16 protein-coding genes are annotated in these 13846 nt (G+C 76.2%); 15 read left to right on the forward strand and 1 reads right to left on the reverse strand.

Annotation, left to right across the window (positions count from 1 at the left end; translation table 11 throughout):
* The 11 genes from PHK61_RS01960 to PHK61_RS02010 are packed head-to-tail and all read left to right on the forward strand — an operon-like array spanning position 1 to position 10123.
* Complete coding sequence (locus tag PHK61_RS01960; protein WP_274279275.1) at positions 1-975, forward strand: DODA-type extradiol aromatic ring-opening family dioxygenase; 975 nt, start codon at positions 1-3, stop codon at positions 973-975.
* A complete protein-coding gene (locus PHK61_RS01965) occupies positions 972-1826 on the forward strand; it encodes a class III extradiol ring-cleavage dioxygenase family protein (RefSeq protein WP_274279276.1) in 855 nt (284 codons plus the stop codon). Before PHK61_RS01960 ends, PHK61_RS01965 begins: the two co-directional genes overlap by 4 nt.
* On the forward strand, positions 1826-2116 hold the full coding sequence (locus PHK61_RS01970) for a BMC domain-containing protein (protein WP_208114379.1): 291 nt from the start codon (positions 1826-1828) through the stop codon (positions 2114-2116). The genes PHK61_RS01965 and PHK61_RS01970 overlap by 1 nt, the downstream gene beginning before the upstream one ends.
* Positions 2117-2155: 39 nt before the next feature.
* Complete coding sequence (locus PHK61_RS01975; RefSeq protein ID WP_274279277.1) at positions 2156-2485, forward strand: BMC domain-containing protein; 330 nt, start codon at positions 2156-2158, stop codon at positions 2483-2485.
* Positions 2482-2727: a EutN/CcmL family microcompartment protein gene (locus tag PHK61_RS01980; RefSeq protein ID WP_274279278.1), complete on the forward strand. Its 246-nt coding sequence runs from the start codon at positions 2482-2484 to the stop codon at positions 2725-2727. Before PHK61_RS01975 ends, PHK61_RS01980 begins: the two co-directional genes overlap by 4 nt.
* Complete coding sequence (locus tag PHK61_RS01985; RefSeq protein WP_274279279.1) at positions 2724-3812, forward strand: PEP/pyruvate-binding domain-containing protein; 1089 nt, start codon at positions 2724-2726, stop codon at positions 3810-3812. The genes PHK61_RS01980 and PHK61_RS01985 overlap by 4 nt, the downstream gene beginning before the upstream one ends.
* Positions 3802-5661, forward strand: a complete 1860-nt coding sequence (locus PHK61_RS01990; RefSeq protein WP_274279280.1) for a PEP-utilizing enzyme — start codon at positions 3802-3804, stop codon at positions 5659-5661. The genes PHK61_RS01985 and PHK61_RS01990 overlap by 11 nt, the downstream gene beginning before the upstream one ends.
* Positions 5658-6365: an HAD-IA family hydrolase gene (locus PHK61_RS01995; RefSeq protein WP_274279281.1), complete on the forward strand. Its 708-nt coding sequence runs from the start codon at positions 5658-5660 to the stop codon at positions 6363-6365. The genes PHK61_RS01990 and PHK61_RS01995 overlap by 4 nt, the downstream gene beginning before the upstream one ends.
* On the forward strand, positions 6362-6811 hold the full coding sequence (locus PHK61_RS02000) for a RidA family protein (RefSeq protein ID WP_274279282.1): 450 nt from the start codon (positions 6362-6364) through the stop codon (positions 6809-6811). The genes PHK61_RS01995 and PHK61_RS02000 overlap by 4 nt, the downstream gene beginning before the upstream one ends.
* Positions 6801-7499 carry an alpha/beta hydrolase family protein gene (locus tag PHK61_RS02005; RefSeq protein WP_274279283.1) on the forward strand — a complete coding sequence of 233 codons (699 nt, stop codon included), beginning with the start codon at positions 6801-6803 and terminating at the stop codon, positions 7497-7499. Before PHK61_RS02000 ends, PHK61_RS02005 begins: the two co-directional genes overlap by 11 nt.
* Positions 7500-7516: 17 nt before the next feature.
* On the forward strand, positions 7517-10123 hold the full coding sequence (locus PHK61_RS02010) for a helix-turn-helix transcriptional regulator (RefSeq protein WP_274279284.1): 2607 nt from the start codon (positions 7517-7519) through the stop codon (positions 10121-10123).
* On the opposite strand, the gene PHK61_RS02015 is transcribed toward PHK61_RS02010, so the two are convergent.
* Positions 10114-10554, reverse strand: a complete 441-nt coding sequence (locus PHK61_RS02015; RefSeq protein ID WP_274279285.1) for a nuclear transport factor 2 family protein — start codon at positions 10552-10554, stop codon at positions 10114-10116. The two genes, PHK61_RS02010 and PHK61_RS02015, sit on opposite strands and share 10 nt — an antisense overlap.
* 312 nt (positions 10555-10866) lie before the next feature.
* Between PHK61_RS02015 and PHK61_RS02020 the strand changes: the two genes are divergently transcribed.
* The 4 genes from PHK61_RS02020 (at position 10867) to PHK61_RS02035 (ending at position 13805) form a co-directional block, all read left to right on the forward strand.
* Positions 10867-11949 (forward strand): alpha-hydroxy-acid oxidizing protein, encoded by a 1083-nt coding sequence (locus PHK61_RS02020; protein WP_337993906.1) that lies wholly within the window; start codon positions 10867-10869, stop codon positions 11947-11949.
* Positions 11950-11968: 19 nt separating this feature from the next.
* Positions 11969-12718 carry a histidine phosphatase family protein gene (locus PHK61_RS02025; RefSeq protein ID WP_274279286.1) on the forward strand — a complete coding sequence of 250 codons (750 nt, stop codon included), beginning with the start codon at positions 11969-11971 and terminating at the stop codon, positions 12716-12718.
* 89 nt (positions 12719-12807) lie between these two features.
* Positions 12808-13101 carry a hypothetical protein gene (locus PHK61_RS02030; RefSeq protein ID WP_274279287.1) on the forward strand — a complete coding sequence of 98 codons (294 nt, stop codon included), beginning with the start codon at positions 12808-12810 and terminating at the stop codon, positions 13099-13101.
* A complete protein-coding gene (locus tag PHK61_RS02035; RefSeq protein WP_274279288.1) occupies positions 13098-13805 on the forward strand; it encodes a DUF4383 domain-containing protein in 708 nt (235 codons plus the stop codon). Before PHK61_RS02030 ends, PHK61_RS02035 begins: the two co-directional genes overlap by 4 nt.
* Positions 13806-13846: the final 41 nt, after the last annotated feature.

The following is a 13846-nucleotide window of genomic DNA, read 5'->3' on the forward strand; positions in this document are numbered from 1 at the left end:
ATGGCCCGTGTGTTCCACGCCACCGCCGGGAGCGGTCGCTCGGCCGCCCGGCGCGCCCCCGGCACGGAGCCCGCGCCCGCCCCCGCACCGAGGTCGGCGAGCCGTGGCGGCATCGTCGCCGGCTACCTCGCGCCGCACCCGCCGCACCTCGTCTACGCCGAGAACCCGCCGCAGAACGAGCCGCGCTCCACCGGGGGCTGGGAGGTGCTGCGCTGGGGCTACGAGGAGCTGCGCCGGCGCCTGCGCGCCCACCGGCCCGACGTGCTCATCGTGCACGCGCCGCACTGGATCACCATGGTCGGCCACCACGTCAACTGCGTGCCGAACCCGCGCGGCGTCTCGGTGGAGCCGATCTTCCCGCACCTGTTCCGCTACCACTACGACTTCCGCACCGACGTCGACCTCGCCGAGGCGATCGTCGAGGAGGGCTCCCGCGCCGGGCTGGTGACCAGCGCGATGCGCGAGGACGGGGTCCGGGTCGACTACGCGACGATCGGGGCGCTGCACCTGGCCAACCCCGACTGGGACCTCCCGGTCGTGTCGCTCTCGGCCAACAACAACCCCTACTTCTACTCCGACGCCTCGCTCACCGAGATGGAGACCCTCGGCGCCGCCACCCGCCGCGCGGTCGAGCGCACCGGGCGTCGCGCGGTGCTGCTCGCCTCGAACTCCCTGAGCCACCTGCACTGGGACACCGAGCCCGACCTGCCCGAGGACATGGGCGTCGAGCGCCCCTTCACCCACGCCCAGTACGCGGGCGACATGGAGCTCCTGCAGACCATCCGCGAGGGCCCGACGTCGCGGCTCAAGGCAGCCGTGCCGAAGCACATCGAGGCCACCTCGTCGGAGACCAAGGCGGGCAGCCTCACCTGGCTGCTCGCCGCGATGGGCTGGCCCGCGATCGCCGGCGACGTGCTCGCCTACGGCACGGTCATCGCGACGGGCAACGCGGTCGTGGAGTGGGTCGCCCCGTGACGCCCGGACGAGCCCCCGCGGCCCTGGTCCCGACGATGCCGCACCTGCTCGCCGGCGACCCGGCCCCGAGCTGGGCCGAGCTGGCCGCGGCGACGCGCACCGTCGGCGACCGCCTGCGCGCCGCGGGCGTCGACACCGTGCTGCTGCTCTCGACGCAGTGGTTCACCGTGCTCGGCCACCAGGTGCAGTGCGACGAGCGGCTGCGCGGCCGGCGCACCGACGAGAACTGGTACGCCTACGACTACGGCCACCTCGACCACGACCTCGCGATCGACACCGAGCTCGCCCACTCCTGGGCCGACGCGATCGACGCCGCGGGGATGCAGGCCCGGCGCACGCGCTACGAGGGCTTCCCGGTCGACACCGGCACGGTCGTCGCGGCCCGGCTGCTCGACCCGGACGGACGGGGTCGGTGGGCGCAGGTGTCGTGCAACCTCTACGCCGACCCCGCCGCGATGGCGGCCGTGGCCGCGGCCGGGGTGCGCGCGGCGCAGGGGCTCGGCCGCCGGCCGGGGATCGTCGCCGTCAGCGGGCTGTCGTCCGGGCTGACGCCGCGCTGGATCCGCCCGGCGGAGGACCGCGTCGAGCCCGAGCACGACCGGTGGAACCGCAAGGTCCTCGACGCGATCCGCGCCGGCGACCGCGGGGCGGTGCTGGCGATGCGCGAGGAGTTCGCCGACGCGGCACAGGCCGACAGCCAGTTCCGCGCGTTCGCGTTCCTGGACGGCAGCGGCGCGGTGGACCGGCCGGGCGAGGTCCTGGCCTACGGGCCGGTGTGGGGCACGGGAGCAGCGGTCGTCTGGTGGGGCGGGTCGGGCGGGCGGGGCGAGTCAACCGAGAGGGAGTCCTGATGGCACGGGCAGTGGGGTTCATCGAGGCCGAGGGGTTCGTGCCGGTCTTCGACGCGGTCGACGCCATGGTCAAGGCGACCGAGGTGGAGGTCCGCGGGGCGGTGCGCCTCGGCGGCGGGCTCGTCGCGGTGGCCGTCACCGGCGATCTCGCGACGGTCGAGGAGGCCGTGGAGGTCGGCGAGGAGGTCGCGCGGGCGGTGTCCGGGCGCGCCGTGAAGTCGATCGTGTTCGCGAGCCCGTGCGTGCCGGTCCAGGCGCTGGCGGGCGACATGGCGATGGTGGGGAGCTGATCATGGCGGCGGGACACGGAGCGAAGCGGAGCTGGACCCATGGCTGAACGTGGAGCCGGAGCGATCGGCATCCTCGAGACCCGCGGCGTCGTGGCGCTCGCAGCGGGCATCGAGGCGATGATGAAGACCGCCGACGTCGAGACGGTCACCGTCGACCGGGTGAGCAGCGGCTACCTCGCCGCCGCCGTGCGCGGGTCGCTGGCCGCGGTGCGCCAGGCCGTCAACGCGGGGTCGGCGGCGATCGAGCAGTACGGCGAGCTGCGGGCCGCGCAGGTGTACCCGAAGCCGCACGGGGTGTCGGTGTCGCTGCTCGAGAACGGGAGCGCCGACCGCCTGGCCCGGGCGATCGAGGCCCCGGGGTCGTCATGATCCTCGGCGAGGTCGTCGGGCGGGTGTGGTCCGAGCGCGAGGTGGACGGGCTCGGCGGGGCGCGCATGGTGATGGTGCGCGACCAGGACTCCGGCGCGCAGCGGGTCGCGGTCGACCTGCTCGACGCCGGGACCGGGACCACGGTGCTCGTCGCCACCGACGAGGCCGCCGCCGCGGTGACGGGGCGCCGCTGCGTGGACGCGGCCGTGATCGCGCTGGTCGCCGGGTGGGACGGGTCGTGAGCGGGGCCTGGATCCTCGGCCTCCCCGACCCGGCGAGCGCGGACGTCGCCGCCGTCGGCGGGAAGGGCGCGGGGCTGCACCGGCTGGTCGCGCTCGGCGCGCGGGTGCCGGCGGGCTTCGTCGTCACCACCGACGCGTTCCGCGCGGCGCTGGGCGACACGGGCGACGTGGAGGCACCGCTGCGTGACCTGCCCCCCGACGCCCCGATCGACGCGGTGGAGCGCGCGGCGGCGCAGGCCCGGGCGCGCCTGCTGCGCTCGACGTCCACCGGGCCGGTGCTCGACGCCGTGCGCACGGCCTACGACGGGCTCGCCGGCGGCATCGTGCGGGTGGCGGTGCGCTCGTCGGCGGTCGGGGAGGACGCCGCGGGCGCGTCCTTCGCGGGCGAGCACGACACCTTCCTCGAGCTGCGGGGCCGCGACGCGGTCGCCGACGCCGTCTGCCGGTGCTGGGCGAGCCTCTACACCGCGCGGGCGGTGTCCTACCGCGAGCACGCCGGCGCGGGCCCGGCCGGCGCGATGGCCGTGGTCGTGCAGGAGATGGTGCCGGCCCGCGCCGCCGGCGTGTTCATGACCCTGAACCCCGCCAACGGCGACCGCTCGACCGTGGTCTGCGAGGCCGTCTGGGGTCTCGGCGAGCCTCTGGTCTCCGGGACCGTGACCCCCGACCGCTTCGTCATCGACAAGATCAGCGGCGAGGTCGTGCGCCGCGAGGTGGCCAGCAAGGAGCGCTGCCTGCTCCGCGACCCCGAGCACCCCGGCACCCACGAGACCGACGTGCCGGCCGAGCGACGTGAGCAGCCGTGCCTCGACGACGCGGAGCTCGCGGAGATCCTCGAGCTGGCCCGCCGCGTCGAGCGCGACGCCGGGGTGCCGCAGGACGGCGAGTTCGCGGTCGCCGATCCGGGCGGCCCGGCCCGCGTCCACCTGCTGCAGACCCGCCCCGAGACGGTCTGGAGCACGCGCGCCCCGCGCGCGGCGACCGACGGTGCCCGGAGCGCCCTGTCGGCGGTGCTCGCGACCCTCACCCGCGGCACCAGTGCCGCCCGCCCCATCCACGAAGGGACGCCCGACCATGGCGGCTGACCGTTTCCCGAGCCCGTTCGACATCGAGACCCCGCCCGGCGCCGAGGGGTGGGAGTCGATGTACGACTGGTACCACCTGTTCGGTCCGGAGCGCCGCGAGCTGGACGAGGGCCGGTTCTGGTTCGCCGACCGCCTGCACCACCCCGACGTCCTGCACCCGTACGACGAGATCCAGTGCGAGTGCTGGTGGCAGGCCCTGGGCGCGTTCAACACCCGGATCTTCGCGATGCCGCCGGCGTTCGGCGTCGACCAGCGGATCGTGAACGGGCGGCTCTACGTCACCCCCGTGGCCGCGCCCGCCGAGGACATCGCGGCCCGCGCCGAGGAGTTCGGCCGCCGCGCCGGGCACTACTACGAGCGCTGGGACGCGATCTACGCGGAGTGGAAGGAGAAGGTCACCGCGAAGCTGGAGGAGATCCGGTCGCTGCGGTTCGACCCGCTGCCCGATCTCGAGCCCGAGAGCACGGTGTTCGAGCACGTCGGACACTCGGCGGGGTTCCGGATGATCCGGGACTTCGACCGGCTCGTGCTGACGATGTACGAGACCTACCAGTACCACTTCGAGCTGCTCAACATCGGCTACGCGGCCTACCTGACGTTCTTCGCCCTGTGCCGCCAGGCGTTCCCGGACATCTCCGACCAGTCGATCTCACGGATGGTCGGCGGGCTGCGCGTGGAGCTCTACCGGCCCGACGACGAGCTCAAGCGCCTCGCCAAGGAGGCCCAGCGCCTCGGGCTGGTCGGGCGGCTCTCGGGCACCGACGACGCCGCGACGCTGTTCGACGCCCTGCGGGCCGACGACGCCGGCGCCGAGTGGGTCGCCGACTGGGAGCGCACCGCCGACCCGTGGTTCCTCATCAACACCGACCCGGGGCACCCCGGCGGCTACCACACCTACCCGACCTGGGCCGACCAGCCGGACATCCCGCTGGCCTCGGTCCGCGAGTACCTGCGGCGGCTGGAGGAGGGCGAGTCGATCGACCGCCCGACCGACGAGGTGCTCGCCGAGCGCGACCGGATCACCGCCGGCTACCGCGAGCTGCTGAACGACGCCGACCGCGCCACGTTCGACGAGACCGTGGCGCTGGCCCGCCAGGTGTTCGCGTTCATCGAGGAGCACGTGCTCTACATCGAGCACTGGATGTGGGCGACGTTCTGGGCGAAGTCCCACGAGCTCTCCCGCGCGCTGGCCGCGATGGGCGAGATCGACGAGCCCGAGGACATGTTCTTCCTGCGCCGCTACGAGGTCGCCGAGGCGATCTACGACTGCGTCGCGGCCTGGTCGGTCGGCTCGCGGCCCCGCGGCGCGGACCACCTGCGGCCGACGATCGCCCGGCGCCGCGAGATCTACACGGCACTGCGGGCGTGGGAGCCGCCGCCGGCGCTCGGCCCGCCGCCGACCCAGATCGACGAGCCGTTCACGGTGATGCTCTGGGGCATCACGACCTCGACGGTGTCGGAGTGGCTGCGCGCCGACGGCGACGAGGGCGTCCTGCGCGGCACCGCCGGCTCGCCCGGGATCGTCGAGGGCCCGGTCCGGGTCGTCACGCACCCCAACGAGCTCACCGAGGTCCAGCCCGGCGACGTGCTCGTCTGCCCGGCGACCTCGCCGTCGTGGGCGCCGGTGTTCGCCCGGATCGCCGCCACCGTCTCCGACGTCGGCGGGATCATGAGCCACACCGCGATCGTGTGCCGCGAGTACGGGATGCCCGCGGTGGTCGGCACCGGCAACGCCGTGTCCACGCTGCGGACGGGCCAGCGGGTGCGCGTCGACGGGGACACCGGGGTCGTCACGGTCCTGGAGCCGGACGCGGAGCGCAGCGGAGCCGGACCATCGAGGACCCCGTGACGTCCTGCGCCCCGCGGCCCCCCGGGTCGCCGGAGCCCGCTCCGCCGGACGCCGTGCGCGCGGCGCGGCGGCGGGCCCTGCGGCGGACCCGGACCGCGAGCGGCACCCTGCTGCTCGACATGGGCGGGGTCGTCATCCCGACCCTGTTCGAGTCGACGGCCGTCCCCGGCTTCCCGGCCGGCCCGACCGGGGTCGACGAGGACTACCGGGCGGTCGAGGCGGGCGCGTCCCCGGAGCGGGACTACTGGGCGCGGCTCGCCCGGCGGCGCCCCGACCTCGACATCGGGGCGCTGTGGCGCGACTGCTCCTACGTGCGCAACGAGGTGCTCGGGCTGATCGCGCGGCTCGCGGGCCGGGTGCGGGTGGTGGCGTTCACCAACGACATGGCGCACTGGTTCGGCGACGACTGGCCGGCGCGCTTCCCCGCGGTGGCCCGGTTCGACGGGGTGCTCGAGGCGGCCAAGCTCGGCGTCCTCAAGCCCGACCCGCGGGCGTTCCGCGTCGCGGCCGACGCGCTGGGGGAGGACCCGCGGCGCTGCCTGTTCGTCGACGACCTCGCCGCGAACCTCGACGGCGCCCGCGCGGCCGGGATGAGTGCGGAGCTGTTCGAGGTCACCGACCCGGCGGGGTCGGTGGCCCGCGTGGCCCGCGCGCTCGGGCTGCCGGCGGAGGAGCCGCGGCGGCGGAGGGTGTGGTCGCCGTGAGCGTCACTCCCGAGGCACGGCTCGAGGAGCTGGGTCTCGTGCTGCCGCCGCTGCGCCGGCCCGCCGGGCACTACCGCGGGTGGACCACGGCCGGCGACGTCCTGCACCTGGCCGGGCAGGGCGCCGACGGGCACACCGGGCGCCTGGGGGCCGACCTCGGCGTCGAGCAGGGCTACGCGGCCGCCCGCGCCTGCGCGCTGAACCTGCTCGCCCAGACCCGCGACGCCCTGGGCTCGCTGGACCGCGTCGCCCAGGTGCTCGTCCTGCGCGGCTTCGTCGCGTGCACCGACGACTTCGTCGACCAGCCCGCGGTGGTCGACGGCGCGTCGGACCTGCTCGCCGCGGTGTTCGGCGAGCGGGGCGAGCACGCCCGCACCGCGATCGGGGTGCGGGCCCTGCCGAAGGGGTTCGCGGTCGAGCTGGACGCGATGCTGCGTGTCCGGTGAGCGGCGGGCCTACGGGGACGATCCCCGGCAGTTCGTCGACGTGTACCCGGGGTCGGGTGCCGGGACCGTCGTGCTGCTCCACGGCGGGTTCTGGCGGGCCCGGGTGGGGCTCGACCACATCGCCCCGGTGGCCGCCGACCTGCACGCCCGCGGGCACACGGTCGTCAACGTCGAGTACCGCCGGGTGGGGCAGGGGGAGTGGCCGGCCACGACGGCGGACGTCGAGGCGGCACTGCGCACCGTGGACGGCCCGGCCGTGCTCGTCGGGCACTCGGCGGGCGGGCACCTCGCGGCCTGGGTGGCCGCGCGGGTCCCGGTGCTCGGCGTGGTGTCCCTGGCCGGGGTGCTGACGCTGGCCGACGCGGCCCGCGACGGCGTCGGGCGCGGTGCCGTCCCGGACCTCGTCGGCGGGATGCCCGACGAGGTGCCCGAGCGCTACGCCGCCGCCGACCCGGTCGCCCTGCTGCCGCTGGGCGTGCCCGTGCGGGCGGTGCACGCGCGGGAGGACGAGCGGGTGCCGTTCGCGATCAGCGCGGCCTACGTCGACGCCGCCCGTGCCGCCGGGGACCCCGCGGAGCTCGTCGAGGTGCCCGGCGACCACTTCACGCTCGTCGATCCCACCCACGCCGCGTGGCCGACCGTGTACGGACAGATCGCGGATCTGCTCTCCTTCTCCGCAGGCCGCTGACCTGCGACGATCGGCAGGTGAGCACCGTCCTGCTCGAGCGCGCCACGCAGCTCGAGGTGCTCTCCGGGACGCTCGCGCCGGCCGCCGCCGGGCAGGGGAGCGTGGTGCTCCTCGCGGGCGAGGCGGGCATCGGCAAGACGAGCCTGATCCGGTCGTTCACGGCGGCGGTGCCGTCCGGCTTCCGCGTCCTCGTCGGCGCCTGCGACGACCTCGTCACGCCCCGCACGCTCGGGGCGGTCCGCGACGCCTTCGCGGGCCACTCGCCGCGCCTCGACCGCGTCCTCGCCGAGGGCACGCGGGACGACGTGCTGGTCGGGGTGCTCGCCGAGCTCGCCGAGGGCCGGCCGACCGTGCTCGTCGTCGAGGACGTCCACTGGGCCGACGACGCCACCCTCGACGTGCTGCGCTATGTGTCGCGGCGCATCGAACGGACCTCCGCGGTGCTGGTGGTCTCCTACCGCGACGACGAGGTCGGGCGCGACCACCCCGCCCAGCGCCTGCTCGGCGGGCTGACCGGCACGCCCGCGCACCGGGTCGTCGTGCCGCGGCTCTCCCAGGCCGCGGTGGCGCGGCTCGCCGGGACCACTTCGGGGTCGCTGTTCGCGCTCACCGGCGGCAACCCGTTCTACGTGACGGAGGTCGTCGCGGCCGGTGAGGACGCCGTCCCGCTGACCGTCGCCGACGCCGTCATGGCCCGCGTCCACGGCCTCCCGGCGGCGACCCGGGCCGCGCTCGAGCAGCTCGCCGTCGTCCCCTCGCAGGTCGAGCTGCCGCTGGCCCGGGCCCTGCTGGGCGACCTCACGGTGCTCGCCGAGGCCGAGCGGCGCGGGGTCCTGGAGGTGCGCCCCGACGCCGTGGCCTTCCGGCACGAGCTGGCCCGGCGCGCCGTGGAGGACTCGCTGCCGGCGAGCGAGCGGATGGGGTCGCACGCCGCGGTCCTGGACGCCCTGCTCGCCCGCGACCACGTCGACCTGCCGCGCGTGCTGCACCACGCGGTCGAGGCCGCCGACGACGAGCGCGTCGTCCAGCTCGCCCCGCGGGCGGCGGCCGGGGCCTCGCGCGACGGCAGCTACGGCCAGGTGATCGGGTGCCTGCGCCTGCTCCTCGAGCGCGAGCACCTGGTGCCCGCGGCCGACGTCGCGGCGGCCCGCCACCGCCTGGCGACGGCGCTCTGGGCGATGGACGAGCCGGCCGAGGCGCTGGAGCACGGGCTGGTCGCGGTGCGGATCCTCGAGGAGCTCGGCGACGTCGCCGGGCTGGGCGAGGCCCTGGTCGTGCTCGGGCCCGCGCAGTGGTCGCTGGCGCGGACCGCCGAGGCGAAGGTGAGCCTGGCGCGGGCCGTCGAGCTGCTCGGGTCGGTGCCCGAGACGCCGGCCCGGACCTTCGCCCTGCTGTGGTACTCGGTGCTGCTGGCCATGATCGGCGACGAGGACGTCCTGGCCTCCGCCGAGGCGGCCGCGGCCTCCGCCGAGCGCACCGGGGCCCCCGAGCACCTCGGGATGGCCCTGACCTGCCTCGGCCGGGCGCGGGTCATCGGGGGCGAGCACGACACCGGCCTCGCGCTCATGCGCGACGGGCTGGCGGCCACCCGGGCGGCCGGGGCGCACACGTTCACCCTCATCGCGCACGGGCTGCTCGTCCTCGACCTGTTCGCCCTCGCGCGCTTCGACGAGTGCCGGCGCCACCTCGACGAGGCCATCGCCTACGCCGAGGAGCTCGAGACGTGGTTCCTCGCCACGTCGTGGCAGGCGGTCGGGTACCGCCTGCAGGCGGTGCACGGTGACTGGGACGGCGCGATCGCCGGCCTGCGCGGGATCGCCGGCACCCGGGGCGAGCCGGAGCGGGGCTCGTTGCGCTACGCGCTCCCGGCCCTGGCCCGCCTCCTCGTCCGCCGGGGTGACGACGACGCCCCGGGCCACCGGGCGTGGGCGCGCGACCTCGCCGCCCGCGTGGACTGCTACGACATCTGGTGGACCTCCGGGCTGCTGGAGATCGAGACGGCGTGGCTCACCGGGCGCCACGCCGACGCCGACGCGGCGCTCGCGCGGCTGGGGGAGCTGACCGCCCGTCCCGGCCGCGAGCTCGACCGCGGCGAGCTGGCCCGCTGGCAGCGGCGCCTCGGGCGGGAAGTCGCCGTGCCGGCGGGCGCGCGCGCCGTGCACGCCGCCGGCCTGCGCGGCGACTGGGCGGCCGCGGCCGCGGCGTGGGAGGCCGACGGGGTGCCCTACGACCAGGCGCTCGAGCTGCTCGACTCCGGCGTGCCCGAGCCGACCCTGCGCGCGCTGCGGATCCTCGACGGTCTCGGGGCCCGGGCGACGGCCCGGCTGGCCCGCCAGCGGCTGCGCGCGCTGGGGGTCTCGCACATCCCGCGCGGCCCCTACGCCGCCACCCGGGCCAACCCCGCCGGCCTCAGCGACCGCCAGGTCGAGGTGCTGCTCCTGCTCGCCGAGAACCTGACCAACGCCGAGATCGCGGCCCGCCTCGTCATCTCGGAGAAGACCGCGGACCACCACGTCTCGGCGATCCTGGGCAAGCTCGACGTGCGGACCCGCCGGGAGGCCGCGGCGCGGGCCCGCGCGCTCGGTCTCGTGCCCGAGCGCCGCCGGACGCCGCGTCAGGCGTAGGGGTAGCCGCGCTCCGCGTACTCGAAGCCGCCGAGCTCGAGGCGCTCGTAGCCCGGCGCCTGGGGCGAGGCGTAGTAGGCGCGGATCTCGGTGATGCGGCCCTCCTCGTCGAACTCGTACCACTCCGCCCCGCGCAGGATCACCCCGAGCGAGCCCTTGTGGTGGGTCCACTCGCACACGGCCTGCCGGCGCGGCTCGTCGACGACGATCGCGTCCACCGTCCACGACGACCCGCGCTCGCGGACCGCGGTGGCCCAGCGCTGGGCGATCACCCGCGCGCCGACCCAGGGGCCGTCGTACATGTCGGGCGGGAAGTAGTGCCGGGCGTTCCCGGCGAGGTAGGCGGCCACCGCGTCGGCGTCCCCGGACGTGCAGGCGTCCATGTAGCCCCGCACCGTGGCCTCGAGCCCCGCCGACGTCGTCCCGCCCACTGCGCCTCCCTCGATCGACTGTGCCGGGCGAGGATGCGGATTCCCCGACGACGGACGCAAGCGTGGCCCCCGGGCCGGCACAGGCGAGGATGGGGCGCGTGAGCCAGAGCGGGCGGGTGCGACAGGACGAGGTGTACCGGGCGGGGATCACGGGACGCCGGCCGGCGGTGCCGACGGCGTTCCCGGCGCTGGAGCGTCGGGCGCGGTGGGCGATGTCGCGGCGGGCGCACGCCTACGTCGCGGGCGGCGCGGGCAGCGAGGAGACGGTGCGCCAACCGGGCCGCGTTCGAGCGGCACCGCATCGTGCCGCGGATGCTGCGCGGGGTGGGGGAGCGCGACACGTCGGTCGAGCTCTTCGGCCGCCGCCACGACCACCCGCTGCTGCTGGCGCCGATCGGGGCCACCGACCTCGTGCACCGGCGCGCCGACCTCGCCGTCGCCGAGGGCGCGGCGCACGCGGGCGTCTCGATGATCGTCTCCAACCAGGCGGGCTTCGCCATGGAGGAGATCGCGCCGCGGGCCACGGCCGGCTGGTGGTCGCAGCTGTACTGGTCGACCTCCGACGACCTCGTCGACAGCTTCCTGCAGCGCGCCGAGGCGGCCGGGGCGGGCGCGGTGGTCGTCACCCTCGACACGACCACGCTCGGCTGGCGTCCGCGCGACCTCGACCTCGGGCACCTGCCCTTCGCCCGCGGCCTGGGCATCGCGCAGTACACGTCGGACCCGGTGTTCGCGCGGCTGGCGCAGGAGACCGCCGACGGTCCGCGCCGGGGGAGTCCGCGCCCGACGCCGGCGGCGGTCCGGACGCTGCTCGAGATCAGCCGCCACCACCCCGGGCGCTTCGTCGACAACCTGCGCTCGCCGCTGCCGCGCGCGGCCGTCGAGACGTTCCTGCGCGTCTACTCGCGCCCCACGCTCTCCTGGGCCGACATCGCCACCCTGCGCTCGCGCACCGGCCTGCCGGTGGTGCTCAAGGGCGTCCTGCACCCCGACGACGCCCGGCGCGCGCTCGACCACGGCGTGGACGGGGTGCTGGTCAGCAACCACGGCGGGCGCCAGGTCGACGGGTCGGTGCCGACGCTCGACGCCCTGCCCGGCGTGGTCGAGGCGGTCGACGGGCGCGCGCCGGTGCTGCTCGACTCCGGGATCCGCAGCGGCTCCGACGCCGCCCGCGCGCTGGCGCTCGGCGCGAGCGCGGTGTGCCTCGGGCGGCCGTGGGTGTACGGGCTCGCGCTGGCCGGGGCGGCCGGGGTCGCGCAGGTGACCCGAGACGTCCTCGCCGAGCTGGACCTGACCCTGGCCCTGGCGGGCGCCCGCACCCCGGCCGACGTGGAGCTCGCACCGTTCGACCCCTCGTTCGCCACGGCGGAACCCGCCGTGCGCCCGCGGCGGTGATCACGCCAGGGTGGAGGGCATGACCCGGGTGCTGCTGATCCGCCACGGTGAGACCCACGGCTACCACGACGACGTCGGGCTCACCGAGCAGGGCGAGGCGCAGGCCCGGGCGAAGGGCAAGGAGCTCGCGGCCGCGCTGCCCCCCGGCGCGCGGGTGACGATGCCGCACGCCCCGACCGCCCGGGGCACCGCGACCGCGGTGACGCTGCGGGAGGTCCTGCTCGCCGAGCTCGGCCCGGGCACCGACGTCACTGTCGGGGAGCTGGTGCCCGACGCCCGCTTCGACAGCCTGCAGTTCCTCTACGCGGGGGAGGCGCGCGAGTCGTCGGGGGTCGCGAAGCACCGGATCGGGCTCGAGGGCGAGCGGCCCGACTGGGCGCGGGCCTTCGACCGCTTCGACACCGACTTCGGCGCGGGCTCCAAGGCGGGCGGGCCGATCGACCGCTGGATGGTCGCGACCGACCTGCACTTCGAGCCGCCCCAGGTCATCGCCTACCGCGCCTGGGCCGGCATCCGCGCCCAGGCCGCCGGGACGGTGGCGCTGGCCAGCTCGCACTCGGCGCTGCTGCGGGCGTTCGCCAGCGCCGCGCTGGGCCACGACGTCGGCGAGCCCCGCAACCTCGAGCACGTCGACGTCGAGCTGCACGGCGACCGGGCGACCGTCACCTACCGCGACGAGAGCACCGAGGTCGACGTCCCGACCGTGGTGCCACCGTGGCTCGACCCGTCCTACCTCGACGCCGGGGAGCGCACCGCGCACCGGTGGTGAGGGCGGTGGGCGTGCCGAGGTGGACGTTTCGGGTCGTCGCGAGCGGCCGATGCTCCTGGGTACCGCCGACCGCACCAGGGAGCACCCGTATGTCCCTCGCCGACACCCTCGCCCGCTGGCGCGCCCGCCTCACCGGCGAGAGCGGGCCCGTCGGCCCGTCCACCGGGACGCCCACCGAGTCCGACGCCGGGCACGACCCGCGCACCGCCGCGTCGCGGCCCACCGGCGGCGCGCACGAGCAGCACCGGAGCGACCAGGGCGCGGTCACCGGCACCGGCGACACGGACACCTTCGTCGGCCGCGCCGCGGGCCGCGACCTCGGCTACGCGGGCGAGACCGGTGCCGAGGCCCGGCGCGAGGCCCAGCAGCGGGACGAGCGATGACCACCGACCAGGGCGCCGTGCGCCCGGACCAGGGCGTCGTCAAGGTGCACCGCGTCGGCGCGGTCGTCGTGGCGCTGGTCATCGCGACGTTCGGCGTGCTCGGGCTCGTCGGCGGGCTGTCGTTCTTCGACACCGAGGGCGCGCCGGTGCTCGGGCTCTCGACCAACGGCGCGCTGTCGACGATCTCGCTGGTCACAGCCGTGGTGCTCGTCGCCGCGGCGATCCGCGGCGGGCGCCTGGCGTCGACGCTGATGATGGTGGTCGGGACGCTGTTCCTCGTCTCGGCGTTCGTCAACCTGGGGCTCATCGGCACCGCGTACAACCTGCTGGCGTTCCGGCTGCCCAACGTCTTCTTCTCGATCGGCGCCGGGATGCTGCTGCTGTTCACCGGCGCCTACGGGCGGGCGTCGGCGAAGCTCCCGCCGGACAACCCGTACAAGCTCGAACGCCGCCCGGGCGACCCCGAGGACCACGGTGACGCGGCCGAGGCGCCGCAGGACTCGCACCGCCAGCCCCGCCCGTCCTCCCCGCAGGAGGCCCGGGCCGACCTCGCGATGGCCGAGGCCGAGCGGGCGCTCGCGCAGGGCGCGGCCGACGACGAGCAGCGCCGGCGGCTGGCGGCCATCGACCACGCCCGCACCCACGAGGAGCGGCGGGCGATCTGGATGCGGCACACCGAGCAGTCCGAGCCCTCCGGGCACTGACCCCTCCGGTCGGACGGGGCACCGCGACCCGTCCCGATCTG

It is taken from the genome of Actinomycetospora lutea (assembly GCF_028737205.1).
GTDB classification, from domain to species: Bacteria; Actinomycetota; Actinomycetes; order Mycobacteriales; family Pseudonocardiaceae; genus Actinomycetospora; species Actinomycetospora lutea.